The following is a 24,319-nucleotide window of genomic DNA, read 5'->3' as shown; positions in this document are numbered from 1 at the left end:
CGGAAGAACAGTGACCCACGACATCACCACGCTGAGCGCTGCCGCGCTCGCCGACGCCCTGGTGGCCCGCGACGTCTCGAGCGTCGAGGCCACGCAGGCCCACCTGGACCGGATCGCCGCCGTCGACGGGGACGTGCACGCGTTCCTGCACGTCAACCAGAACGCGATCGCCGCCGCGAAGGCCATCGACTCCCGCCGCGCGGCCGGGGACGACCTCGGTCCGCTCGCCGGTGTGCCCATCGCCGTGAAGGACGTCCTGTGCACGCAGGACATGCCGACCACCTCGGGCTCGAAGATCCTCGAGGGCTGGGTGCCGCCGTACGACGCCACCCCGGTCGCCAAGCTCCGCCGTGCCGGCCTGGTGCCGCTCGGCAAGACCAACATGGACGAGTTCGCGATGGGCTCGTCGACCGAGTTCTCGGCGTACGGCCCGACGCACAACCCGTGGGACCTCGACCGGATCCCCGGCGGGTCCGGTGGTGGCTCGGCCGCCGCGGTCGCCGCGCACGAAGCCCCGCTCGCCCTCGGTTCCGACACCGGTGGCTCGATCCGTCAGCCGGGTGCCGTCACGGGCACCGTCGGTGTGAAGCCGACCTACGGTGGCGTCAGCCGCTACGGTGCGATCGCGCTGGCGTCGAGCCTCGACCAGATCGGACCGGTGTCCCGCACCGTCCTCGACGCCGCGCTGCTGCACGACGTCATCGGCGGGCACGACCCGAAGGACTCCACCTCGTTGCGGCAGGAGTGGCCGTCGTTCGCCGCCGCCGCACGCGACGGGCTGCAGGCCGACTCGCTCAAGGGCGTCCGCATCGGCGTCGTCAAGGAGCTCGCCGGTGGCGAAGGCTTCCAGGCCGGTGTCACCCAGCGCTTCCAGGAGACCGTCGCGCTGCTCGAGTCCGCGGGCGCCGTCGTCGTCGAGATCGACGCCCCGTCGTTCGCCTACGCGATCAGCGCCTACTACCTGATCCTGCCGGCGGAAGCGTCGTCGAACCTCGCGAAGTTCGACTCGGTCCGCTTCGGCCTGCGGGTCACGCCCGAGGGCGGTGCGACGGTCGAGGACGTCATGGCCGCCACGCGTGAAGCCGGCTTCGGTCCCGAGGTCAAGCGACGCATCATCCTCGGCACCTACGCCCTGAGCGCCGGGTACTACGACGCCTACTACGGCAGCGCGCAGAAGGTCCGCACGCTCGTGCAGCGCGACTTCACGGCCGCGTTCGAGCAGGTCGACCTGCTCATCAGCCCGTCGGCGCCGACGACGGCGTTCAAGATCGGTGAGCGCATCGACGACCCGCTCGCGATGTACCTCAACGACCTCACCACGATCCCGGCGAACCTGGCGGGCGTGCCCGGCATGAGCATCCCGAACGGCCTGGCGCCCGAGGACTCCCTGCCGACCGGTGTGCAGCTGATGGCCCCGCAGCGTGAGGACGCCCGGCTCTACCGGGTCGGTGCCGCCCTCGAGCGTCTGCTCGAGCAGCAGTGGGGCGCGCCGCTGATCTCCCGGATGCCCAACCTGGACGCCGCACAGCAGTCCGCCGCCGAGGAAGGTGTCATCTGATGGCCAAGGACGCACTCATGGACTTCGACGAGGCGATCGAGCGGTTCGAGCCGGTCCTCGGCTTCGAGGTGCACGTCGAGCTCGCGACGGCGACGAAGATGTTCTCGGACGCGCCGAACTTCTTCGGCGGCGAGCCGAACACGAACGTGACGCCGGTCGACCTCGGGCTGCCCGGGTCCCTGCCGGTCGTCAACGAGCAGGCCGTGCGGTACTCGATCCAGCTCGGGCTCGCGCTCGGCTGCTCGATCGCCGAGAGCTCGCGGTTCGCGCGGAAGAACTACTTCTACCCGGACAACCCGAAGAACTACCAGATCTCGCAGTTCGACGAGCCGATCGCGTTCGAGGGCGAGGTCGAGGTCGAACTCGCCGACGGCACGATCTTCCAGGTGCCGATCGAGCGCGCCCACATGGAGGAAGACGCGGGCAAGCTGACGCACGTCGGCGGTGCCACCGGCCGCATCCAGGGCGCCGAGTACTCGCTCGTCGACTACAACCGTGCCGGCGTCCCGCTGGTCGAGATCGTCACGAAGCCGATCGTCGGGGCCAAGGAACGCGCCCCCGAGCTCGGTGCTGCGTACGTGCAGGTCATCCGTGACCTGGTCCGGGCGCTCGGCGTCTCCGAGGCCCGCATGGAGCGCGGCAACCTGCGCTGCGACGCGAACATCTCGCTGCGCCCCTGGGGCCAGGAGAAGCTCGGTACCCGCACCGAGACGAAGAACGTCAACTCGTTCCGCGCCGTCGAGCGGGCCATCCGCTACGAGATCCAGCGCCAGGCCGCGATCCTCGCCGCGGGCGGGACGATCACGCAGGAGACCCGGCACTGGCACGAGGACACCGGCCGCACCTCGGCCGGCCGTCCCAAGTCGGACGCCGACGACTACCGGTACTTCCCGGAGCCGGACCTGCTGCCCGTCGTGCCCGACCCGGCACTCATCGAGGAGCTCCGTGCGAGCCTGCCCGAGGCACCGGTGGCGCGCCGCCGTCGCCTCAAGGGCGAGTGGGGCTTCGCCGACCTCGAGTTCCAGGACGTCGTCAACGGCGGGCTGCTCGACGAGGTCCAGGCGACCATCGACGCCGGTGCCGGCCCGCAGGCCGCCCGCAAGTGGTGGACCGGCGAGATCAGCCGGGTCGCCAACGCGCAGGACGCCGCCCCCGGTGACCTCGTGTCGCCGCAGCACGTGGCCGAGGTCATCGCGCTCGTCGAGTCGGGTGACCTGACCGACCGGCTCGCACGCCAGGTCCTCGAAGGCGTCATCGCCGGTGAGGGCTCGCCGGCCCAGGTCGTCGAGTCCCGCGGACTCAAGGTCGTCTCGGACGACTCGGCCCTGACCGCCGCCGTCGACGAAGCGCTCGCCGGGCAGCCGGACGTGCTGCAGAAGATCCGCGACGGCAAGGTCCAGGCCGCCGGCGCGATCATCGGCTCCGTGATGAAGGCGATGAAGGGCCAGGCCGACGCCGCACGCGTGCGCGAGCTCGTCCTCGAGCGGGCGCAGCAGCTGTAGGACCCAGCACGCCCCAGCGCGACCAGCACGACCAGCACGACCAGCACGATCAGCACGATCAGCACGACCCAGCGCTGGACGCGCACGACGGGAGGCCCGTGGCGAGACCGCCACGGGCCTCCCGTCCATCCTGGGGACACGTCAGCAACCCGGTGACAGGATGGAGCGTGTCAGCAACGATCCGAGCCATCGGTACCGCCGTCCCGCGGACCACCCTCGGGCAGGCGTCGGTCCGTGACCTGTTCGCCGCCCAGCCCGGCCTGGGGAGGCTCGCCTCGCGGCTCGTCCCCGCGGCCTTCAACGCCTCCGAGGTGGAGCACCGCCACAGCGTCCTGCCGGAGCTCGACTCCGCCGCCGGGCCCGGCGTCTTCCGCGACGACGACGGGGTCCTCACCTCGCCGAGCACGGGCACCCGGAACGACCGGTTCCGTGAGCTCGCCCCGCCCCTGTTCGTCGGCGCCGCGCGTGACGCCCTCGAGCGTGCCGCGGTCGACCCGGCGACCGTCACCCACGTCGTGACCGTCTCCTGCACCGGGTTCACGCAGCCCGGGCCGGACCTGGCGATCGTCGAGGAACTCGGCCTGCGACGGAACGTCTTCCGGCAGCACGTCGGGTTCATGGGCTGCTTCGCGGCGTTCCCGGCGCTCCGCATCGCGGACGCCTTCGTCGGCGCTGACCCGAGCGCGGTCGTGCTGGTCGTCTGCGCCGAACTCTGCACACTGCACGTTCGGAACTCCGAGGACCCGGACCAGATCGTCGCGAACAGCGTCTTCGGCGACGGTGCCGCGGCGGCCGTCGTGACGGCGGAGGGGTCCGGCCTCCGTCTCGACGCCTTCACCACCACCGTCCTGCCCGAGGGTGCGAGCGAGATGGCGTGGAACATCGGCGACGAGGGCTTCGAGATGGTGCTGAGCACCCAGGTGCCGAAGCTCATCGGCGTGCACGCGGCCGAGGCGGTCGCCCCGCTCCTCGACCCGCGCAGCTGGACCCCGGACGACGTGCCGGTGTGGGCCGTGCACCCCGGCGGCCGGGCGATCCTCGACCGGACCCAGGACGCCCTGCAGCTGCCGGACAGTGCGTTGACGGCGAGTCGCGCGGTCCTCCGCGACCACGGCAACATGTCGAGTGCGACGGTGCTGTTCGTCCTCCGAGAGGCCCTCGAAGCGGCTCCGTCGGACGGCACGCCCGTCGTCGCGCTGGCCTTCGGGCCGGGGTTGACGGTCGAGGCGGCGTCGCTGACCGTGGTCGGGAGCCCGGTCGCCGCCGCTGCCGCGAGTGGTGCGCCCGCCGCGGTCGAGACGGCCGCGGCCGCCCCCACCGCGGCCGCTCCCACCACGTCCGCTCCCACCACGTCCGCTCCCACCACGGCCGCTCCCGTCGGGGTCGGGGCGTGACCGAGCCGGTCGACCTGTCCACCCGCGCCGTCGACCTGCGCGAACTCATGGACGATCCGGGCTGCGACCCGGCGACGCTCGACCGGACGTTCCGCCGCTTCGCCCTGGTGAACGCGGCGGTGTCCGGCTGGCGGTCGGTGTGGCGCACCCACGTCGTGCCGGCACTGCCGCCGACCGGTCGGGCCCGCGTGCTCGACCTCGGCTGCGGCGGCGGTGACCTGGCCCGGTCGCTGGTGCGGTGGGCGCGGAGTGACGGCTTCGACCTCGAGGTCGTCGGCGTCGACCCGGACCCGCGGGCGATCGCGGCGGCCGAACGGCAGACGACGGCGGGGGTGACCTTCCGGACGCAGTCGAGCGGTGACCTGGTGGCGGCGGGGGAGCGGTTCGACGTCGTCGTGTCGAACCACGTGCTGCACCACCTCGACGACGCCGAGCGTGCGGCGTTCCTCCGGTACTCCGCCGAGCTCGCCGTCGGGCGCAGCGTGCACTCCGACATCCGGCGCTCGGTGTCCGCCTACCGGCTCTACGCGGTCGGGGCGTCCTTCGTCGCGGCCGGCACCTTCATCCGCGAGGACGGCCTCCGCTCCATCCGCCGGAGCTTCACCGTCCCCGAGCTCGCCGCGGCCCTGCCGTCGGGCTGGCGTGCGGAGCCCGCGTCCCCGCACCGCGTCCTCGCCGTCCGCGACTGACCCGGAGCGGCGCGTGCGCGGCGCGTGCGCGGCGCGTCCGCAAAACGCAACGTGGGCGGCTCTGCGCAACGGAGTACCGCTGCGCGGGACCGCCCACGTTGCGTTTCGCGGGGGAGAGGGGCTACGGGCGGAGCAGCACCTTGATGGCGCGGCGCTCGTCCATCGCGGCGTAGGCCTCGGGCGCCTGGTCGAGGGGCAGCTCGAGGTCGAACACCTTGCCCGGGTCGATCGCCCGCGAGAGCACGTCCGGCAGCAGCTCCTCGATGTACGCGCGCGCCGGAGCCATCCCGCCACCGACCGTGATGTTCTTCGCGAACAGGAACGGCATCGGCAGCTCCGGGTCACCCGCGGGGACACCGACGTAGCCGACGGCGCCACCGGGACGGACGACGCGCAGGGCCTGGTCCATGCTCTCCGCGGTGCCGACGGCCTCGAGCGCGCAGTCGGCCAGGTCGCCGCCGAGCAGCTCCCGCACGGCCGCGACACCCTCGTCACCGCGGGTCTCGACGACGTCCGTCGCACCGAACTCGCGCGCCAGGGCCTGCCGGTCGGCGTGCCGGCTCATCGCGATGATCCGCTCGGCGCCGAGGCGCTTCGCGGCCAGCACGGCGGACAGTCCGACCGCGCCGTCGCCGACCACGACGACGGTCTTGCCGGGGCCGACCTCCGCCGACACGGCCGCGTGGTGTCCGGTGGAGAACACGTCGGACAGGGTCAGCAGCGACGGCACGAGGTCGTCGTCGACCGGTCCGGGGACGACGACCAGGCTGGCGGCGGCGTCCGGCACGCGGACGTACTCGGCCTGGGCACCGCCGAGCGGGTGGCCGTACGCGTCCGGCGTGACGCCGAACGTCGAGCCGTGGTCGCAGCCGCTCGTCATGCCGTGCGCGCAGGCCTGGCAGGTGCCGTCGTTGGTGGTGAAGGGCGCGATGACGAAGTCGCCGACGCGCAGGTCGGTCACGTCGTCGCCGACCTGGTCGACGACACCGACGAACTCGTGCCCGATGGCCCGCGGCTCCGCTGTGTCGCGGACACCGCGGTAGGGCCAGAGGTCGGAGCCGCAGACGCACGCGGCGACGACGCGCACGACGGCGTCGGACGGGGTCAGGATCGTGGGGGCGTCGCGCTCCTCGACACGGATGTCGCGAGGGGCGTGGATGACTGTTGCGCGCACGGGGTGTGCCTTCCGTCGGGATGATGGGGGACCGGCCGGTCGACGTTGTCCGGACGCCCGTCGACAGTACGCTCGTGCGGGTGGACGAGGACCGGTACGGCAGTGACGTGCTCTCGGGCGACTGGCGCTCGCGGGGTGTGCAGAAGGTGCGGCAGGTGCCGCTCGAGCGCGACATGGTGCTCGAGGACCCGGACTCCGGCTGGGCCGGCGCCGTGGTCGGGCTCGAGGCCGGCAACGTCGCGCTCGAGGACTGGAAGGGCCGCGTCCGCGCCTTCCCCTTCGTCGGCCAGTTCCTGCTCGAGGGCGAACTCGTCACCCTGAGCCGCCCGCAGGCACCGGTCGGTCGGTCCGCCGCCTCCGCCCCGCCGGCCCGGTCCACGACGACGGCCGGGAGGCCCGGTGCGGCCCCGGCGGTCCGGCACGCGTCCGACGGCGGTCGCCTCCGCACCGCGTCCGGGTCGTTCGCCGTCGAGCAGCAGCGCGCCCGCGTGGCCCTGCCGAGCCGGATCATGGTCGAGGGCAAGCACGACGCCGAACTCGTCGAGAAGGTGTGGGGTGCCGACCTCCGCGTCGAGGGGGTCGTCGTCGAGGAGCTGTCCGGCGTCGACAACCTGGCCGACGTGCTCGACGACTTCCGGCCGACCCGGGAGCGCCGTGTCGGCGTCCTGGTCGACCACCTCGTGCCGGGCTCGAAGGAGTCCCGCTTCGCCGACGCCGTGATGCACGGGAAGTGGGGTGCGCACGTCCTCGTGGTCGGGCACCCGTTCGTCGATGTGTGGCAGTCGGTGAAGCCCGCGCGGGTCGGACTGCCGGCGTGGCCGACGATCCCGCGGTCGATCGAGTGGAAGGCCGGCATCTGCCAGGCGCTCGGGTGGCCGCACGCCGAGCAGGCCGACATCGCCCGGGCGTGGCAGCGGATCCTCGGCCAGGTGCGCACGTTCGCCGACCTCGAGCCGGAGCTGCTCGGGCGCGTCGAAGAGCTCATCGACTTCGTGACCGAGCCCGCCTGACGGCCGCGCCCCGAGCCTCCCGCCCGGCTGCGGCCGCGCCCGCGCGGCCCGCGCGGCCCGCCGCCGCGCCGGCGCCGAGCCTCGGCCAGGCGGACAGATTCCGTGCCACATCCGCCGAGTTCTGTCCGCTGCACCGAGCCTCGGGTCGGATCCCGGGCGCGCCGCCTACGCTTGCAGGATGGACGGCATCGACGGACGCGTGCGGAACGCCGTCGACGTGTGGCTGCGCTGGCTGCCCCGCTGGCAGATCGGCACGGCCCGCCCGCGGACCCGCATCTGCCGGCGCTGCACCGGTTCCCCGGTCGCCGCCGCTGCCGGGTTCGGACCCGACGTGCCGCACCCGGTCCAGCACGCGCTGATCGGCCGGATGTCGGCCATCGTCGAGGACGCCGTCGACGACTACACCGCGAAGAACCTGCCGCTGCTGCAGCGTGAGCTCGAGCGGGCCGCGGCACACAAGCGGCGCGCGGGCTACCAGCCGGCCGACGGGCTGTCGCCGGAGTTCCAGGGCCTGGACGTCGACCCGCAGCCGGAGCCGGGGGAGCCGTTCCTGTTCACGCTCGGGGAGCTGGCGGGTACCGGGGCCTCGGCGCCGGAACCCCGCGAGCCCCTGTCGGAGGAGGCGAAGGCCGCCCTCCGCCACGAGATCGAGCTGTCCGACGAGTGTGCGCGCTCGACCGGCACGGCCGTGTGCCTGGCGCTGCTCGACCACCGGGAGCGCATCGCGGAAGCGGTCGAGCGGCTCGTCGAACCGCAGATCGCCGCCCTGGTGTCGGACATGTTCCGCGGGCTCGACGGACCCGACGAGGGTCCGCGCGGCGGCCTGTTCTAGCGGACGGGCCGCGCACCTCCTGGAGCCGTCGCACGGTCAGGACGCCGGGGTGTCGACCGGACCTACTCGGTCACGTCACGAGCAGCGCCGGAACACCGAACCAGAGCGCTGCCGGAACCACCAGGACGAGGATCACGCTGATGCCGATCACGGCGTCCGCGGACGCAGTCGGTTGCTCGCTGCGCGCGACCAGGCCGAGGACGAGCGCGGCGATGACGGCGCACCAGGGGGCCACCGCGAGGACCAGGACCAGGGGCCAGGCGAAGAGGGACGTGGCTGCTCCGGACAGGAGCACGGGGAGCCACATGACCAGCCAGAGGACCAGCAGGACTCCGGTCGCCGACGCCAGGAGCGCCGTCGCCACCACCAGTTGGACGGGACGGGGTCGGTACTGCCCGTCGGGGATGTGCATCGTGGTCCCTACCGGGCGTCGCCGGCGCCCGGGGCGTCGGCCGTCCGCCGACCGGACCGGATCCGCAGCACGAGCCGGGCGAGGAGCCGCCAGCCGACCAGGAACACCCCGAGCACGATCGTCGCCACGATCACGAACGAGATCGGTAGCGGGTTGCCGTCGACGACCCCCTGCCCGGTCGCGACCCGGATCGCCATGCCGACGAACACGGTCAGGATCCACGCGACGACACCGGTCGGCCAGATCGCGAGCGGCCGCGACCACGCTCCGGAGGTCACGTACGCGATGGCCCAGCCGGCCAGGAACGGGTACGCGGTCGTCCAGAGTCCGAGCGGCGCGAACGCCTCGCCGTGTGACGAGCGTCCGATGACGGCGAACGCCACGATGAGCACGACGTCGATGACGGCGGCGAGCCAACCCCAGGTACGAGTCTTCACGGCACCATCCTCGCAGGCCCGGGCTGGGCCGGGCTGCGCCGCACTCAGCTCCACGGAAGCAGGCTCCGCCGGAACCACGGCCCCGCCGGCACCGCGACTCAGGCCCGCCGGAGCGTCCGACCGGGCACCACCGTGCCACGGAGCGAGCGGTGTTCGACCGCACTGGCGGGGTCGTCGATGCGGGCGACGACGAGGTCGATCGCCTCGCGGCCGATGCGGTCGATCGGCTGCGCGAACGTCGTGAACCCGATCCAGTCGTCCGCGAGCGGGTGGACGCCGTCGAACCCGGTCACCGAGACGTCCTCGGGGACCCGGACGCCGCGGCGGGCGAGGGCTCCGCACAGGTCGAGCATGAGCCGGTCCGTCGGGCACATCACCGCGGTGGTGCCGGACTCGCGCATGACGTCGACCACGTCGGCTGCCAGGTCCTCGGGTGGTCGCACGAAGCTCGCGTCGATGTCGATGACCCGGGTACCGCGTGCTCGGAGGCGCTCGACCATCGCCCGCGATCGGGCGTGCTGGGTGATCGCGTCCCCGACCGGCACGGTGAGGACGACGACCGCGGTGTGCCCGGCGTCGGCGACGGTGTCCGCGATGACCGCGCCGCCGTCGACCTCGTCGCAGTACACGCTCGACAGTGCGGGGTGCAGCTCCGGGCGGCCGGCGACGACCGTGGCGATGCGCGGGGCGAAGTCGGCGATCTCGGACGCGGGCATCAGGCCGCTGCAGACCACGAGCCCGTCGACGCGCATCGAGACCAGTGCGGCGAGCGCGGACTTCTCGTCCTCGACCCGCCCGACGCCCGTGGTCGTGACGACGCGGTATCCGAGCTCGGAGGCGCGGCGCTCCATCACGGCGTGCAGTGCGGTGTAGACCATCGAGGACGCGTCCCGCATGAGCATGCCGATCGTGTGCGTCCGACCGCTGACCAGTCCTCGTGCCATGGCGTTGGCGACGTAGCCGAGCTCGGCCGCGGCCCGCTCGACACGTTCGCGGGTCTCGTCGGAGTACCGCCCGGTGCCGGACAGGACCCGGCTGACCGCGGACTTCGACACGCCTGCGCGGGCGGCGACGTCGACGATCGTCGGTTGGGTACCGCGTCCGCCGTTCACGCGGCCACCGCTGCAGCCGTCGTCGCCGGGTGGAGGAGGAGCATCTGGCCATCCTCGCAGCAGCCCGGGTGGACGGTTCGCCGACCGCTCAGACACGCCCGTGCATCCGGCCGCCCGGAGTTCACCCGATGGCGACGAGCGCGGTACCTGGAGTTCACCGGACCGCACCACACTCGACCCCGGTGCGGGAACGTTCCCACACCTCTCCCCCCTCCGAGCACTGCCCCCACGAACCAGGAGACCTCCGACGTGAAGACCCGAGTCCTCGCCGGCGTCGCCATCGCGGCCGCCGCATCCATCGCCCTCTCCGGCTGCGTCCAGAGCGCGAACGCCTCCAACGACGCCGACGAGCCCGCCGGCTCGACGAGCCTGACCGTGTTCATCAGCGGCGACACCAACGTCCAGGACCTCTGGGACAAGTCGCTCATCCCCGCCTTCGAGAAGATGCACCCGAAGATCTCGGTCCACACCAGCATCGACCTGCACGGCGAGCACGACGCGCAGACCCAGGCGAACCTGGCGACCGCGGTCAAGGCGAACAAGACCGTGGCCTACGACCTGGTCGACGCCGGCTTCGTCACCACCGCGGGCAAGGCCGGCCTGATGGCGAAGATCGACGACAGCGCGATCCCGAACCTGGCGCACGTCCCCGCGGCGACGAAGCAGCAGGGCGGCGACCGGGCGATCCCGTACCGCGCCTCGAGCGTGCTGCTCGCCTACGACACGAAGAAGGTCACCGACCCGCCGAAGACCCTCGACGACCTGATGGCCTGGATCAAGGCGAACCCGGGCCAGTTCGCCTACAACTCGCCGTCCTCCGGTGGCTCGGGCGGCGCGTTCGTGATGACGGTCCTGGCGAAGTACCTGTCCGAGCACGAGCAGACCACGATGCAGACGACGTACGACAAGTCGCTCGAGTCGAAGTGGGACAAGGGCTTCGCGGCGCTCAAGGACCTCGGCCCGTCGACGTACCAGAAGGGCGTCTACCCGAACGGCAACGACCAGGTGCTGCAGATGCTCGGCTCCGGCCAGATCCAGATGGCCCCGGTGTGGAGCGACCAGTTCATCACCGCGCAGAAGGCCGGCACGATCGGCAAGGACGTCGCGTTCACGCAGATCTCCGACCCGTCGTTCACGGGCAGCGCGAGCTACCTCGGCATCCCGAAGACCGAGCCGAAGGCCAAGAAGCAGGCCGCCGAGGAACTCGCCGACTTCGTCCTGTCGTCGAAGGGCCAGCAGCTCGTCGCCCAGGCCGTGTCCGGCTACCCGGTCATCCCGCTCAGCTCGCTGCCGTCGAGCGTCGCCGAGCAGTTCTCGAAGGCGGACCCGACGAAGCTCCGCCTCGGCTTCCAGAGCGAGTTCGCCGCCGACATGAACGCGGCGTGGGACGCGAAGGTCCCGCAGTGACCCAGACCGTCCCGAACGGCCCGGCGCTCGACCGGGAGGCCCGTGGTGACTCCGCCACGGGCCTCCCGCCCGTCCCGTCCCCGGCCCGCGGCAGCGGGCCGACCGGGCAGCGCACCACCCAGCAGCGGCTCGAACGCCGTCGGCGCGTCCAGGGCCTCGCGCTCGTCACCGCTCCGGTGCTGGTCGTCGTGCTGTTCGTCGGCGTGCCGGTGGTCAACGCGGCGCTGTTCAGCCTCGGGTTCACCGGCGGCCTGAACCAGGCGCTCGCCGACATCGGTCAGGACACCGTCAGCGGGTTCTCGTTCGCGGTGTACGGCACCCTGCTCGGCAACCCGACGTTCCTCCGCGACCTCGGCGCCACGATCGGGGTGACGCTCGCCTCGACCGGGCTGACGATCGCGCTCGCGGTGCTCATCGCCGTGATCCTCCGGCTGCGCGGCGGGTTCCTCGGCCGGACGCTCAGCGTGCTCGCCGTCGTGCCGATCTTCGTCCCGGTCGTGATCGCCAGCTGGTCGATCCTGACCTTCACCGACGCGCAGGGGTTCCTGCGGAGCGCCGGTGCCCAGGTGGGCATCGACGTGCCGGTGTGGGGCTACACGCTCGTCGCGGTCGTCTTCGGCAGCGTCTGGACGAGTCTGCCGTTCGCCGTGCTGATGATCGCCGGAGCACTGCAGGGCACACCCGACGCCCTGATCGAGGCCGCACGTGACGCGGGTGCGAGCACGTGGCGCGTCGTCTGGCAGGTGCTCCTGCCGATGGCCGCGACGCCGATGGTCATCGCGACGACGTTCACCGTGATCGGTGTGCTCGGGTCGTTCACCGTGCCGTACTTCACCGGTCCGAACGCCCCGTCGATGCTCGGCGTCGACATCTCCAAGTACTTCCAGTCGTACAACCGCCCGCAGCAGTCCACCGCCATGGCGTTCATCGTGTTCGCGTTCGCCGCGGCCGCCAGTGTCCTGTACCTGCGGTCCACCGTGCGCTCCAACGCCCGCGAACTCGGGAAGGGACAGCGATGATCAAGCGTCTCACCGGCACCGCCCTGGTCTGGGCGACCGCCGTCGTCCTGGCCGTGTTCATCGCCGGCCCGCTGCTCTGGCTCGCCGTCCGGGCCTTCGCCACGAGCTGGACGTACCCCGACCTGCTGCCCGACGGGTGGACGCTGAAGTGGTGGGGGACCGTGTTCCAGGACCCCTCGCTCGCGGTCGCCGTGCAGAACTCGCTCGTGCTCGCCCCGCTGACGGTCCTCATCGCCGCGGTGGTCTGCCTGCCGGCCGCCTGGGCGATCAGCCGCATCGAGTTCCCCGGGCGCCGGGTGGTGCTGGTCGGCCTGTTCGCGACCAACGCCTTCCCGAAGATGGGGCTGTTCGTCACGATGTCGGCGATGTTCACGGCGCTGGACCTGATGAACACGGTCACGGGCATCCTCATCGTCCACGTCCTCGGCTGCGTCGTGTTCATGACGTGGCTGCCCGCGGCGGCGTTCTCGGCCGTGCCGCGGTCGCTCGAGGAGGCCGCACGCGACGCCGGAGCCGGCCGCTGGCGCACGTTCTGGTCGGTGACGTTCCCGATCGCCTGGCCGGGCATCCTCGTCGCGATGGTGATGAGCTTCCTGGCGTCGTTCGACGAGGCCCAGGGCACCTACCTGGTCGGCGCCCCGGCCTACATGACCATGCCGACGGCGATGTACTCGCTCGTCCTCAACTCGCCACGCCAGGTGTCGGCGGTCTTCGCGATCGCGCTGAGCATCCCGTCGGTGGTGCTCATGACCCTCGCCCGCAAGCACATCATGGGCGGCCGTCTGGCGGACGGGTTCCAGATCCGATGACCACACGCAGCACGAAAGGCGACCCCATGTCGGACGCAACGCTCCTCGCGGACCCCGCACCGAGCCTCCCGGCCGTCGGCCGGCCCACCGACGACCGGACCGGCGGCGGACTCGCCCTGCGGGGCCTGACCAAGTCCCTCGGCGGCCGTGACGTCGTCGCCGGCATCGACCTCGACGTGGCGAAGGGCGAGCTCGTCTCGCTGCTCGGCCCGTCCGGCTGCGGCAAGACCACCACCCTCCGCATGGTCGCCGGCTTCCTGCCCGTCGACGCCGGCACCGTGACGATGGGCGGTGCGGACGTGACCGACCTCGGACCGGAGCGCCGGCCGAGTGCGATGGTGTTCCAGAACTACGCACTCTGGCCGCACATGACGGTGACGCAGAACGTGGCGTTCCCGCTGCGGACCCGGCGGGTGTCGAAGGCCGAGACCCGCCGACGTGTGCACGAGGCACTCGAGCTCGTCGGCCTGACCCACCACGCGACGTCGAAGCCGACGGCGATCTCCGGCGGCGAGCAGCAGCGTGTCGCCCTGGCCCGTGCGATCGTCCAGGAGCCCGACGTGCTGCTCCTCGACGAGCCGCTGTCGAACCTCGACGCCAAGCTCCGCGTCAGCGTCCGCGACGAGATCCGCCGCATCCAGCAGCGTCTGGGCATCACGACCGTCATCGTCACGCACGACCAGGACGAGGCGCTCAGTGTCTCGGACCGGATCGCCGTGATGCACGACGGCCGGATCGAGCAGGTCGCATCGCCCACCGACCTCTACGCCAGACCGTCGACCCGGTTCGTCGCGTCGTTCATCGGCGCCACGAGCCGTGTCGCGGGCGCGTTCCTCGCCGGCGTGGTCGCCCCGTCCACCGACGGTGACGAGGTCCTCGTCCGCCCCGAGGAGGTCGTGCTCACCGACGACGGCCCGGTCCGCGCCACCGTGTCCCGGGTCCTGATGCGCGGGCACTTCGCCGAGCTCGTCCTCCACGCTGGCGACGCCGAACTCCGGGCGTTCGTCACCGGCCCGCCACCCGCGGTCGGCACCGAGACCGGCGTGCGGCTCGGCGCGGTGCTCGTCTACCGCGACGGCGTGCTGGTGGAGGCCGGACGATGACCGCCCAGGAGGCCACGGTCACCCCGTCCGCGCCGGCGCCGGACGCGGTCGGTAGCGTGGTTCGGGTCCCACGTCTCGTCGCGCACAGGGGCGCCCCGCGGGTCCGACGCGAGAACACCCTGCCCGCGATCGCGGTCGCGGAGGCCCTCGGCGCCGAGACGATCGAGGTGGACGTCCGACGCACCGCCGACGGCGTCGCGGTCCTGCTCCACGACGAGACCCTCGGCCGGATGTGGGGTGACGCCCGCCCGGTCTCCGAGGTCCGCTGGTGCGACGTCGCCCGGCTCGGCAACGGCCTCGACCGGATCCCACGGCTCGACGCCGCACTCGAGCGCCTCGACGGCTGTGCGTCGACCCTGCTCGTCGACCTGACCGACGCGGCGGACGCGGTCGTCGCCGCGCGCACCGTCGCCGGCTTCGGTGGCACGACCGCCGTCTCCTGGTGCGGCGCGCCCGCAGCGATGGCGGCCGTCCGCGCCGAGCTGCCCGACGCCGACGTGTGGCTCGCCTGGCAGTCGCTCGAACCGCCGACCGCCGAGGACCTGCTGGCCCTGACGCCCTCGACGATCAACCTCGACGTCGCCTTCCTCACCCCGCGCACCGTCCAGGCCGCGCACGCGCTCGGCCTGCGCGTCGCCGTCTGGACCGTCGACGACGCCGAACCCGCGCTCTGGGCCGCGCGGCTCGGCGTCGACTCGATCACCACGAACGACGTCGCCGCGATCCGGGCCGCCTTCGCCGCCGCCGAGCGGGACGGTTGGCCGGAGCGGGACCGCGAACCGACCGAGACCGAGGTGGCCTCGCGTGCGCAGGCCCTCGCCCACCGGATCGCCCACGAGGTGATCGCCTTCACCCGCGAGCACCCCGTCAGCGAGGTCACCACCAAGGCCGACCCCGCCGACCTGGTCACCGACGTCGACCGGCTCGTCGAGCAGCACGTCCGCTCCCGGGTGCGGACCGCCTTCCCCACGCACGGCTTCACGGGCGAGGAGTACGGCGACGCACCGGGCGACCGGCACCGCTGGTACCTCGACCCCGTCGACGGCACGACGAACCTGGTGAACGGGGTGCCGTGGACCTCCATGTCGCTCTGCCTGACCCGCGGCGGGCGCCCGCTCGTCGGGGTGGTCGCCGACCCCTGGCGCGGCGAGGTGCTCGAAGCCCGTCGCGGACGCGGCGCCGTCGTGCGCGACCGCGCCCTGCGACTCGACGACGTCCCGCGGGCGCTCGCCGGTGCCGTCGTGGGGACCGAGCTCGACGGACACCGTCCGTGGCCCGGGTTCGGCGCGTTCCTCGACGCCCTGGCCGACCGTTCGTGCACGCTCCGGGTGCAGGGGTCGGGCACGCTGACCATCGCGCAGGTCGCTGCCGGCCGGGGGATCGGCGGCTGCGTCTCGTCGTTCAGCCCGGTCGACCACGGTGCCGCGGTGCTGCTCGTGCACGAGGCCGGCGGGGTCGTGCTGACCCTCGACGGGCCGGTGCAGGACTTCCCGCCGGTCGGCGCACCGTTCCTGGTGGCGCACCCGGGTGCGGCGGACGAGCTGTTCCAGGTGTGGACCGCGGCGGTCACCGGAGGCGGGTCGGCGTCCTGACGGGGGACGGGCCTCCCGGCCGGGAGGCCCACGGCGGCTTCTGAGCGCACGCACAGTCAGGCCCGGCCACCGGTGCCTACCGTGGGCGGCAGCGGGCACGGTGCCCGCGACGAAGGAGCACACCATGGGATTCCTCGACCGTCTGCTCGGCCGCGAGGAGCGTCCGGAGCAGCCACGCAACGGGACCGGTGGGGCACCGCAGCCGGGGTACCAGTACGGCCAGCAGTCGTACCAGCAGGCGCCGGCGGCACCGGCCGCGCCGTACGGTGCTCCCGTGCAGCCGGGGACGGGGCAGCAGGCCGGGGTCGAGGACCAGCGGGCCGTCGAGCGGTACCGCTACCTGCTCCGCACCGCGCCGCCCGAGCGCATCGAGGAGGTGCACGCCGAGGCGTTCACCACCCTGACGCCCGAGCAGCGCCGGATGGTCTACGACGAGTTCACCCGCTCCGCTCCGGCCGGCGAGGCCCCTCGTGGCGACGACCCGCGGTCCCTCGCCCAGAGCGCGACCCGGTCCGAGCTCCGGCAGCCCGGGTACATGGAGCGCTCGCTCGGTGGCCTCGGCGGCGGCGGCTTCGGTGGCGGTGGCATCGGCGGTCGGCAGGGGCCCGGGTTCGGGAGCATGCTCGGCGCCTCCCTGCTCGGCACCGTCGGCGGCTACGTGATCGGGTCCGCCCTGATGAGCGCCTTCCTGCCGGACCCCGGGGCGTTCGACGGTGGAACTGATGCGAGTGGTGCGGATGACGGTGGATCGGGGGACACCGGGAGCGGATCCGGCGATGGCGGCGCGGCCGACGGCGGCGAGTACGACGGCGGCGTGGCCGACGGTGGCGGGTACGACGACGCCTCGTGGGGCGACGGTGGTTCCGACCTCGGCGGCATGTCCGACGGCGGGTTCGACCAGGGCTCCAGCGACTTCGGCGGTGGCTTCGACGTCTGACTGACGTCCGTCGCTCCACGCCGAACCCGGCCGACCGGTCCTCCGTGACCGGTCGGCGAACACCGCGTCGTCGTCACCCTGGTCGACGCCGCCGAGGGGGACGCCGCGACCACCGTCGCGGATCAGCAGCGAGGAGGAGCCGGCGGCCGGCGCGCGCTGCCGGGCAGCTAACGGTGCAGGATCGCGTCGCGCACCTTGCGGCGCAGGACCTTGCCGATCATCGACCGGGGGAGGTCCTCGACCACCACCACACGACGCGGCACCTTGTACGCGGCCAGGTGGTCGCGCGACCATGCCCGCAGCGCCTCCGCGTCGAAGGTCGCCGGGTCGGTCGGGATCACGGCGGCGACGACCTGCTCGTTGCCGCTCTGCACGATGCCGACGACCGCGACCTCCTTGACGCTCGGGTGCTTGAGGAGCGTGTCCTCGACCTCGGACGGCGCCACGTTGAACCCGCCGGTGATGATGAGCTCCTTGAGCCGGTCGACGATCCGCACGAAGCCGTCCGCGTCGATCGCCACGATGTCCCCGGTGCGGAACCAGCCGTCGGAGGTGAAGACCTCGTCGGTGGCCTCGGCCTTGCCCCAGTAGCCGCCGAACACCTGCGGACCGCGGACCTGCAGCTCGCCGGACTCGTCGGTCCCCAGCACCCGGGACTCGTCGTCGGGGTCCACCACACGGCACTCGGTCGACGGCAGCGGCAGCCCGATCGCACCGAGACGTCGGGCGTCCGACACCGGGTTCGCCATCAGCACGGGGGAGCACTCGGACAGGCCGTAGCCCTCCACCAGGAAGCCGCCGGTGCGGGCCTCCCACGGCTCGATGACGTCCTGCGACAGCGGCATCGCACCCGAGATGCCGATGTCGATGCCGGCCAGCGACACCTTCGCCGAGTCGGCGGCGTGCTGCAGCCGAGCGTAGATCGGCGGCACGGCCGGCAGGAACGTCGGCGGACGCTTCTTGATCGCCTTGAGGACCAACGCGGGGTCGAACGCCGGGAAGAGGACGAGCCTCCCGGCGATGCTCATCGCGAACGTGAGGCACAGCGTCAAGCCGTACGCGTGGAACATCGGCAGCACCGCGTGCACGACGCTGCCGTCACCCGCGCTGATCTGCGGGATCCAGGCCCGCGCCTGGGCGGCGTTCGCCAGCAGGTTCCGGTGCGTCAGGACGGCGCCCTTCGGGGTGCCGGTCGTGCCGGAGGTGTACTGGATGAGCGCGACGTCGTCGGTCTCCGGACAGGGGTGCCGCTTCGACAGCTTCCGGGTCGACACCAGGTCGTCCCAGCGGGTCGTGCCGGACACCGAGGTCGTCAGCTTCGCCCGGGACTCGCGGGCCTTCGCCACCGGCAGCGACAGCGCCAGACGGGTGGTCCGGGGCATCGCACGGGTCAGGTCCACCGACACGATCGCGCGGAGGGCGACGTCCGCCGGGAAGTCCTGCAGCGTCGCCACCGACTTGTCCCACGCGATCGCGACCGTCGCACCGTGGTCCTCGAACTGGTGGCGCAGCTCACGCGGCGTGTACAGCGGGTTGTGCTCCACGACGATGCCGCCCAGGCGGAGGACCGCGTAGAACGCCACCACGTGCTGCGGGCAGTTCGGCAGCACCAGCGCCACCCGGTCGCCCTTCGTCACGCCGAGCTTCCGCAGGCCGTTCGCCGCGCGGGCGATCTGCTCCTCGAGCTCCGCGTAGGTGGTCTCCCGCGTGAAGAACTCGAGTGCCACGGCCTTCGGGAAGCGGCGGGCGGACTGCTCGACCAGGTCGGGGAGGGAACCCGACATCGGTTCGATGTCGTGCGGCACCCCTGACGCGTAGGAGGCGAGCCAGGGACGAGGGGTGTCGGTGGTCACACGATCCAACCTAGCGGGCGGACCCGAGGGGTTGTCAGGCGCGGGGTGCTGCGGGTGCGGGCGGTGCCGGTGTCGGGCGCGGCGGTGCCGGTGTCGGGCGCGGTTTCCGGAGGGCCCTCGGTGCGCTGTCAGGGGCCGGACGGAGCATCACCCCATGTCGTTCGTCACCGATGCGCTCCGCACCCGTCTGCAAGCTACGTTCACGGGCAACACCCACGGCAGCCCGGAGTGGGTGGACGAACTCGAGAAGGGCACCGACGCCGGATTCTTCGGCCCCGGCTCCGCCACCTGGTCGGTCCACGGCGGCAACCAGACCATCGTCGCCGGCGTCCGCGCACTCCTGGTCCAGGCCCTGCACCCGGGGGCGCTCGCCGGGGTCGCCGACCACTCCCGGTACCGGGAGGACCCGTTCGGCCGTCTCGCCGGCACCATCCGGTGGATCTACACCGTGACCCACGGCGACACCGCGACCGCGACCTCCGGCAGTGAGTGGGTGCTCCGGCTGCACGAGCGCGTGCGTGGCCAGTACGTGGACGGCCACGGCATCGGCCGCCCGTACACCGCCAACGACCCCGACCTGGCCCGCTGGGTCCACCTCGCCTTCACGGACGCCTTCCTCCGCACCGCCCAGCGCTGGGGAGAGCCGATCCCGGGCGGCGCCGACGCCTACGTCCGCGAGTGGGCGATCGCCGGACGACTGATGCGCGTGCAGGACGCCCCCGAGACCGAGGCGGAACTCCGCGCACAGATGGACGGCTACCTCGACCGTGGCGAGCTCGCGGTGACGCCCCGGACGCGCGAGGTCCTGCGCTTCATCAAGAACCCGCCCCTCGCCGCGATGCTCCGACCGGGCTACCGCGCGCTGTACCAGGGCGCCGTGTCGACCCTCGACCCGCGACACCGGGCGCTGCTCGGGATCCGGTCCTCGATGCTCGGCCCGATCGAGCTGCCGGTCGACCGGGCGACCGGACTGGTCCTCGACGGGATCACGGGCGTGCTCGGCAGCCAGTCCGGCAGCGAGCGAGCGGCGCTCCAGCGGATCGCACGGCTCGAGCGCGAGGCCGAGGGTGCGCGCGCCGGGGCGGACACGGGTGCGGGTGCAGGCGCGGTTGCGGTCGTCGATGCGGTCGCCGCGGAGCGGGGCCCCGGCGCGGCCTGACGCGCGCCCCGTCGCTGCGAGGGCGTGCTGGTCCTGCGGGGCGCGTGCGGTGACTCCGCTTCCCACCTCCCGGGAGCGCGAGCGGGCGGAAACATCCCCCGGCTCGAACCCGAGCCCTGGCATTCCGCCCGCTCGCCCCAGCGGCTCAGCGCAGCTGGCCGGCTGACCGGCTGGCCGCCCCAGCGGGCCCGCCCAGAGGCGAGCGGGCTGATCAGCGCGGTCGTTCCTCCGCGGACAGTGGCATTCCGCCCGCTCGCACCGCTGCCGCGGCTGACGCGGCCGACGCGGCTGGTGCTGCTGCTTCCGCTGCCGTGGCAGCGAGGCGTTGCTGCGAGCGTTCCGGCCGCGGTCGTCTCCGGTGAGTGGGCCGAGATGCGCGCTGCCCCCGAGCGCATCCCTGGTGTTCCGCCCGCTCGCCTCGGGAGGGAAGGAGGGACGGGGCCGCTGGGACGTCCGGCTGGCGGCTGGGCGACCGCGCAGCGGAGCTGGCGCGGCGGGGCGGCCGGGGCGGGCACGAACCCCGTCGGCGAACGGGCGGATGTGGGGCTGATCGCGCCGGGGAACCCTGGTGTTCCGCCCGCTCGCCGGTCCGGGGCGCTGGCCGGGACATCGGGCAGCGCCCGGCGGGGCTGGAGAGACGACGGACGGGAGGCGCGGTGCCAGCTGGCACCGCGCCTCCCGTCCGGATGGTGGCTCAGAAGCCGGACGGCACTCGCGGGGTGTACGCCTGCTCGAGTCGCGCGACCTCGTCGTCGGTCAGCTCGATCGCCGTGGCGGCGACCGCGTCGTCGATGTGGTGCTCCTTCGTCGCGCCGATGATCGGTGCCGAGACGGCCGGCTTCCCGGCGACCCAGGCGAGGGCGATCTGCGCCATGCTCGCGCCACGCTCGTCGGCGACCTGGCTGACGGCCTCGACGATCGCGCGGTTCGCGTCCTCGTCCTGGCGGTACAGCGTCTTGCCGAACTCGTCGGTGTCGGCGCGCGAGCCGGAGCCTTGCGCGTCCCAGGGCCGGGTGACCTTGCCACGGGCGAGCGGGCTCCACGGGATCACGCCGACGCCGGTGTGGGTGCAGAACGGGTGCATCTCGCGCTCCTCCTCACGTTCGAGGAGGTTGTACTGGTCCTGCATCGCGACGAACTTCGTCCAGCCGTGGCGCTCGGCGACGTGCTGCATCTCGGCGAACTGCCACGCCCACATGCTCGACGCGCCGATGTAGCGGGCCTTGCCGGACTTGACGACGTCGTGGAGGGCCTCCATCGTCTCCTCGACCGGGGTGAGCGGGTCGAAACGGTGGATCTGGTACAGGTCGACGTAGTCGGTGCCGAGGCGCGTCAGCGAGGCGTCGATCTCGTGTACGATCGCCGCGCGGGACAGTCCGGCACCGTTCCGGCCGGGACGCATCCGGTTGAAGACCTTCGTGAAGACCTGGACCTCCTCGCGCGGAGCGAGTTCCTTGAGGAGCTCGCCGGTGATCTCCTCGCTGCTGCCCGCGGAGTACACGTTCGCGGTGTCGAAGGTCGTGATGCCGGCGTCGAAGGCCCGGTGGACGAAGGGGCGGGCCTCGTCGATGCCGACGCTCCACGCGTGCGAGCCCTTCGACGGGTCGCCGTAGGACATCATGCCGAGGATGACGCTCGAGATCTCGAGGCCGGTGTTGCCGAGGCGGACTGTCGGGACGGTGGGGGTGTCAGACATGTGGGGTCCTTCCGTGGCGGGGTGTTGGGGGGTGGGTGTGCGGGTGGTGCGAGTCTCGTGTGCGGTGCTGCGTCGGGTCGGGGCGGGGCGGGAGTGAGACGGGGCCGGGACCGGAGCGAGACCCGGTCGGGATCGGAGCGAGACCGGGCCGGGATCGGAGCGAGACCGGGACGGGACGGGACCGGGACGGGACCGGGACGGAGCGAGCCGGGGCCGGGGCCGGCCTGCGGCCAGCCGCTCCCCGGGTGGGCGAGCGGGCTTTCCTGACGGGTGTGTCAGGCGGAGACCCTGGTATCTCGCCCGGTCACCGCGAGCAGGCGCACCTGCAGAGGAGCATCGTCGTCCACCTGCACTGGAGCCGCGTACAGCCCGGTCGCCGCGAGGGACTGGATCTGCGGTTCGAAGTGCGTCCACACCGCGTCGACGAGCTCGTCGGGCAGGTGCTCGTCGCTCCCGGTCGCACGGGCCAGGTCCCACGTGTGGATCGTGATGTCGCTGGTCTGCTCCGCGAGGTACTCGCCGGCCTGCACCACGTCCGTCGACAGGTGCACAGGCGTGTCCTTCGGTGCCCGCTGCCACGCCTCGATGGCGGCGCTCGAGTGCCGTTCCCACTCGGCGAGGAGGTCGTCGCCGATCGGCTCGAGATCTGCCGCGGCCTGCGCGTGGTCGCACCCGGTGAGCAGCTTCGGGATCCACCGCTGCTCGTCGACCACGTGTGCGACGAGGTCGCGCGTCGTCCACTCGGAGTCAGGGGTCGGTGCGTCCCAGTCGGTGACCGCGGCGACACGGCGGCCGAACTCGGCCACGGCGAGGGTCTGCATCGTGATCCAGTCGGTGGACATCGGGGTGCTCCTGTTCGTCGACGAGCGACGTGCCGACGACCGCGTCGGACGTGCTTCGTGTGCAGCGGTGATGCGTGCAACTCCGCGGTCAGTGGGCGGATTCCCTCGGAGGCGTCGGAGCGTTCCTCACGGTACCGCTCGGCGTGACGGGAGGCGCTGGTACCGGCCGTCGCGGAGGTCCGGGCACGAGGCGGTGCGGGCTGATTCCGCCCGGTCCGCGCGGCGGCGCGCGAGCGGGGACAAGTGCGCGGGTGCGGGCGGGGCGCGCGAGCGGGGACAAGTGCGCGGGCGAGCGTGGCCGGGCGAGGGCGACGGGGCGAGTGGGCGAGATACCAGGGCTGGGCGCGAGGACACCGTGGTGTTCCGCCCGCTCAGCGGGAGAGAGGGCTCGGGCGCAGCCTCTCGCGCGAGACGTCCGGACAGCACGAAGCCCCGACGCCGATGGCGCCGGGGCTTCGTGTGGGGGAGAGGTCAGGCCGCCTGGAGAACGAACTGGACGTCGAGGTTGATCGTGACGTCGTTGCCGAGGGTGAAGCCGCCGGCCTCGAGCGCCGCGTTCCAGTTCACGCCGAACTCGGTGCGGTCGATCTTGGTGGTCGCCTCGGCGCCGAGCTTGGTCTGGCCGTAGCCGTCGGTGGTGACGCCGCCGAACTCGGTCTTCAGCGTGACGTTCTTGGTGACGCCGCGCAGCGAGAGCTCGCCGTCGATGAGCATGTCGTCGCCGTCCTCGCGGATGCCGGTCGAACGGAACGTCATGTGCGGGTGCTCCTCGGTGAGGAAGAAGTCACCGGTCGCCAGGTGCTGGTCGCGCTGCGGCTGGTTGGTGTTGATGCTGGAGACGTCGATCGAGGCCTCGAGCTTGGTGTCGTGGGGGTTCTCGGCGGTCACGAGGGTCGCGTCGAACTGCTCGAACTTGCCCTTGACCTTGCTGATCGCGAGGTGACGGACGGAGAAGCTGACCTCGGAGTGCGTCGGGTCGAGCTTCCAGGTGCCGGTGACGTAGCCGGGGATGGCGGAGGCGTTGAGAGCCATGGTGTGTCCTTCTTCGAGCGATGAGTCATGGGGCGAGCGCTATGTTGCATGCGCCTGCATCAAACCTGATGGTAGCCCATTCTGCATCCCTTTGGTTGAAGCGTCAACCATTGTTCACTGAAGCGTCGCTCATGGGCGATGTCGGCCGGCTCGTCCCACAGCGAGCAGGCGACTGATCCTCGCGACGAAGCGCGATGCCGATGGCCCGACGTCGTCTGCGGTCGCCCGCACCAACCACCAGTCTTCGTCCTTCAGAAGTTCGCCCCGGGTCAGGTCCTTCCGGAAGGTCGCCGGGTCCGACCGGTGCAGGTCGCTCTCGTACTCGATCGCGACACGCGCATCCGGGTAGGCGAGGTCGACGCAGGCGATCCACCGTCCGTCGACCACGACGTCGTGGTTCAGCAGGGGTTGCGGGAGACCGGCCCGCGTCAGGACGAGCCGCGCTCGTGTCTCCCCGGGGGAGCGAGCTCCCGACCGGATCTCCGCAAGCGCGGCTCGGAGCTTCACGACACCCCGACAACCCCGACGCCGCCTGACCACGGCCGCGAGGTCGGCCAGCGTCACCCATCCGAGCCAGCCCACGAGGGCGTCGCCGGCGACGATGAGCTCGTCCAGCGACAGGAACGGGGCGAGTGCGGCGAAGGTGTCGGCCGGATGCGTCAGCGGTACACCACGCATCCAGACGACGCGCACGGAACCAGCTCGTGCCCGATGGCCCACGGAACCGCGGACGCGAAGCGCCTGGTCCTT

General features: G+C 72.4%; 22 protein-coding genes. 13 read left to right on the top strand and 9 right to left on the bottom strand.

The window, feature by feature from the left end; translation table 11 throughout:
- The first annotated feature begins 10 nt into the window (after nt 1-10).
- From gatA to JOD51_RS12145, 4 genes are all read left to right on the top strand, one after another.
- Entirely contained in the window at nt 11-1,558 is a 1,548-nt protein-coding gene (gene gatA, locus JOD51_RS12160) for an Asp-tRNA(Asn)/Glu-tRNA(Gln) amidotransferase subunit GatA (RefSeq protein WP_204608837.1), read from the top strand.
- Nucleotides 1,558-3,060, top strand: a complete 1,503-nt coding sequence (gene gatB / locus JOD51_RS12155; RefSeq protein ID WP_204608834.1) for an Asp-tRNA(Asn)/Glu-tRNA(Gln) amidotransferase subunit GatB — start codon at nt 1,558-1,560, stop codon at nt 3,058-3,060. Before gatA ends, gatB begins: the two co-directional genes overlap by 1 nt.
- Before the next feature lie 167 nt (nt 3,061-3,227).
- The gene (locus tag JOD51_RS12150) at nt 3,228-4,454 is read left to right on the top strand and encodes a type III polyketide synthase (protein WP_204608831.1); all 1,227 of its coding nucleotides are present in this window, start codon (nt 3,228-3,230) and stop codon (nt 4,452-4,454) included.
- Nucleotides 4,451-5,143 carry a methyltransferase domain-containing protein gene (locus tag JOD51_RS12145; RefSeq protein ID WP_259557748.1) on the top strand — a complete coding sequence of 231 codons (693 nt, stop codon included), beginning with the start codon at nt 4,451-4,453 and terminating at the stop codon, nt 5,141-5,143. The genes JOD51_RS12150 and JOD51_RS12145 overlap by 4 nt, the downstream gene beginning before the upstream one ends.
- Before the next feature lie 121 nt (nt 5,144-5,264).
- Here the strand turns inward: JOD51_RS12145 and JOD51_RS12140 are convergent, their stop codons facing one another.
- Complete coding sequence (locus tag JOD51_RS12140; protein ID WP_204608828.1) at nt 5,265-6,317, bottom strand: zinc-binding dehydrogenase; 1,053 nt, start codon at nt 6,315-6,317, stop codon at nt 5,265-5,267.
- Between the two features lie 80 nt (nt 6,318-6,397).
- On the opposite strand from JOD51_RS12140, the gene JOD51_RS12135 reads away from it, so the two are divergent.
- Together JOD51_RS12135 and JOD51_RS12130 are read left to right on the top strand one after the other, a co-directional pair.
- On the top strand, nt 6,398-7,327 hold the full coding sequence (locus JOD51_RS12135) for a DUF3097 domain-containing protein (RefSeq protein ID WP_204608826.1): 930 nt from the start codon (nt 6,398-6,400) through the stop codon (nt 7,325-7,327).
- A gap of 178 nt (nt 7,328-7,505) precedes the next feature.
- A complete protein-coding gene (locus tag JOD51_RS12130) occupies nt 7,506-8,159 on the top strand; it encodes a spermidine/putrescine ABC transporter substrate-binding protein (RefSeq protein WP_204608824.1) in 654 nt (217 codons plus the stop codon).
- A 70-nt stretch (nt 8,160-8,229) separates the two neighbouring features.
- Here the strand turns inward: JOD51_RS12130 and JOD51_RS12125 are convergent, their stop codons facing one another.
- From JOD51_RS12125 to JOD51_RS12115, 3 genes are all read right to left on the bottom strand, one after another.
- Nucleotides 8,230-8,571, bottom strand: coding sequence for a hypothetical protein (locus JOD51_RS12125; protein ID WP_204608822.1), 342 nt, complete (start codon nt 8,569-8,571; stop codon nt 8,230-8,232).
- A gap of 8 nt (nt 8,572-8,579) precedes the next feature.
- Nucleotides 8,580-9,008, bottom strand: coding sequence for a DUF3054 domain-containing protein (locus JOD51_RS12120; protein ID WP_204608820.1), 429 nt, complete (start codon nt 9,006-9,008; stop codon nt 8,580-8,582).
- Between the two features lie 98 nt (nt 9,009-9,106).
- Nucleotides 9,107-10,120, bottom strand: a complete 1,014-nt coding sequence (locus JOD51_RS12115) for a LacI family DNA-binding transcriptional regulator (protein WP_204608818.1) — start codon at nt 10,118-10,120, stop codon at nt 9,107-9,109.
- A gap of 249 nt (nt 10,121-10,369) precedes the next feature.
- On the opposite strand from JOD51_RS12115, the gene JOD51_RS12110 reads away from it, so the two are divergent.
- The 6 genes from JOD51_RS12110 (at nt 10,370) to JOD51_RS12085 (ending at nt 16,987) form a co-directional block, all read left to right on the top strand.
- Entirely contained in the window at nt 10,370-11,527 is a 1,158-nt protein-coding gene (locus JOD51_RS12110) for an extracellular solute-binding protein (protein ID WP_204608816.1), read from the top strand.
- Nucleotides 11,524-12,546 (top strand): ABC transporter permease, encoded by a 1,023-nt coding sequence (locus tag JOD51_RS12105; protein ID WP_204608814.1) that lies wholly within the window; start codon nt 11,524-11,526, stop codon nt 12,544-12,546. Before JOD51_RS12110 ends, JOD51_RS12105 begins: the two co-directional genes overlap by 4 nt.
- On the top strand, nt 12,543-13,355 hold the full coding sequence (locus JOD51_RS12100) for an ABC transporter permease (protein WP_204608811.1): 813 nt from the start codon (nt 12,543-12,545) through the stop codon (nt 13,353-13,355). The genes JOD51_RS12105 and JOD51_RS12100 overlap by 4 nt, the downstream gene beginning before the upstream one ends.
- Before the next feature lie 26 nt (nt 13,356-13,381).
- Entirely contained in the window at nt 13,382-14,458 is a 1,077-nt protein-coding gene (locus tag JOD51_RS12095; protein WP_239539868.1) for an ABC transporter ATP-binding protein, read from the top strand.
- Nucleotides 14,455-16,050, top strand: coding sequence for an inositol monophosphatase family protein (locus tag JOD51_RS12090; protein WP_204608805.1), 1,596 nt, complete (start codon nt 14,455-14,457; stop codon nt 16,048-16,050). Before JOD51_RS12095 ends, JOD51_RS12090 begins: the two co-directional genes overlap by 4 nt.
- A gap of 124 nt (nt 16,051-16,174) precedes the next feature.
- Entirely contained in the window at nt 16,175-16,987 is an 813-nt protein-coding gene (locus JOD51_RS12085) for a hypothetical protein (protein WP_204608802.1), read from the top strand.
- A gap of 167 nt (nt 16,988-17,154) precedes the next feature.
- Here JOD51_RS12085 and JOD51_RS12080 read toward each other — a convergent pair whose 3' ends face one another.
- Nucleotides 17,155-18,840: a long-chain-fatty-acid--CoA ligase gene (locus JOD51_RS12080; RefSeq protein ID WP_204608799.1), complete on the bottom strand. Its 1,686-nt coding sequence runs from the start codon at nt 18,838-18,840 to the stop codon at nt 17,155-17,157.
- Nucleotides 18,841-18,994: 154 nt separating this feature from the next.
- Here JOD51_RS12080 and JOD51_RS12075 point away from each other — a divergent pair, with 154 nt between their 5' ends.
- On the top strand, nt 18,995-19,999 hold the full coding sequence (locus tag JOD51_RS12075; protein WP_204608796.1) for an oxygenase MpaB family protein: 1,005 nt from the start codon (nt 18,995-18,997) through the stop codon (nt 19,997-19,999).
- A 694-nt stretch (nt 20,000-20,693) separates the two neighbouring features.
- Here the strand turns inward: JOD51_RS12075 and JOD51_RS12070 are convergent.
- The 4 genes from JOD51_RS12070 to JOD51_RS12055 all read right to left on the bottom strand — a co-directional run bounded on the left by JOD51_RS12070 (nt 20,694) and on the right by JOD51_RS12055 (nt 24,262).
- The gene (locus JOD51_RS12070) at nt 20,694-21,695 is read right to left on the bottom strand and encodes an aldo/keto reductase (RefSeq protein WP_204608794.1); all 1,002 of its coding nucleotides are present in this window, start codon (nt 21,693-21,695) and stop codon (nt 20,694-20,696) included.
- A gap of 275 nt (nt 21,696-21,970) precedes the next feature.
- The gene (locus JOD51_RS12065) at nt 21,971-22,537 is read right to left on the bottom strand and encodes a TIGR03086 family metal-binding protein (RefSeq protein ID WP_204608792.1); all 567 of its coding nucleotides are present in this window, start codon (nt 22,535-22,537) and stop codon (nt 21,971-21,973) included.
- Nucleotides 22,538-23,008: 471 nt separating this feature from the next.
- Nucleotides 23,009-23,569, bottom strand: a complete 561-nt coding sequence (locus JOD51_RS12060; RefSeq protein WP_204608791.1) for a YceI family protein — start codon at nt 23,567-23,569, stop codon at nt 23,009-23,011.
- 129 nt (nt 23,570-23,698) lie between these two features.
- Nucleotides 23,699-24,262, bottom strand: a complete 564-nt coding sequence (locus JOD51_RS12055) for a putative endonuclease domain-containing protein (RefSeq protein ID WP_204608790.1) — start codon at nt 24,260-24,262, stop codon at nt 23,699-23,701.
- Nucleotides 24,263-24,319: the final 57 nt, after the last annotated feature.

This window comes from Curtobacterium herbarum (assembly GCF_016907335.1).
Taxonomy (GTDB): Bacteria; Actinomycetota; Actinomycetes; order Actinomycetales; family Microbacteriaceae; genus Curtobacterium; species Curtobacterium herbarum.
The sequence above is the reverse complement of the archived record's forward strand: the minus strand, read 5'-3'. Positions and strand labels throughout refer to the sequence as shown.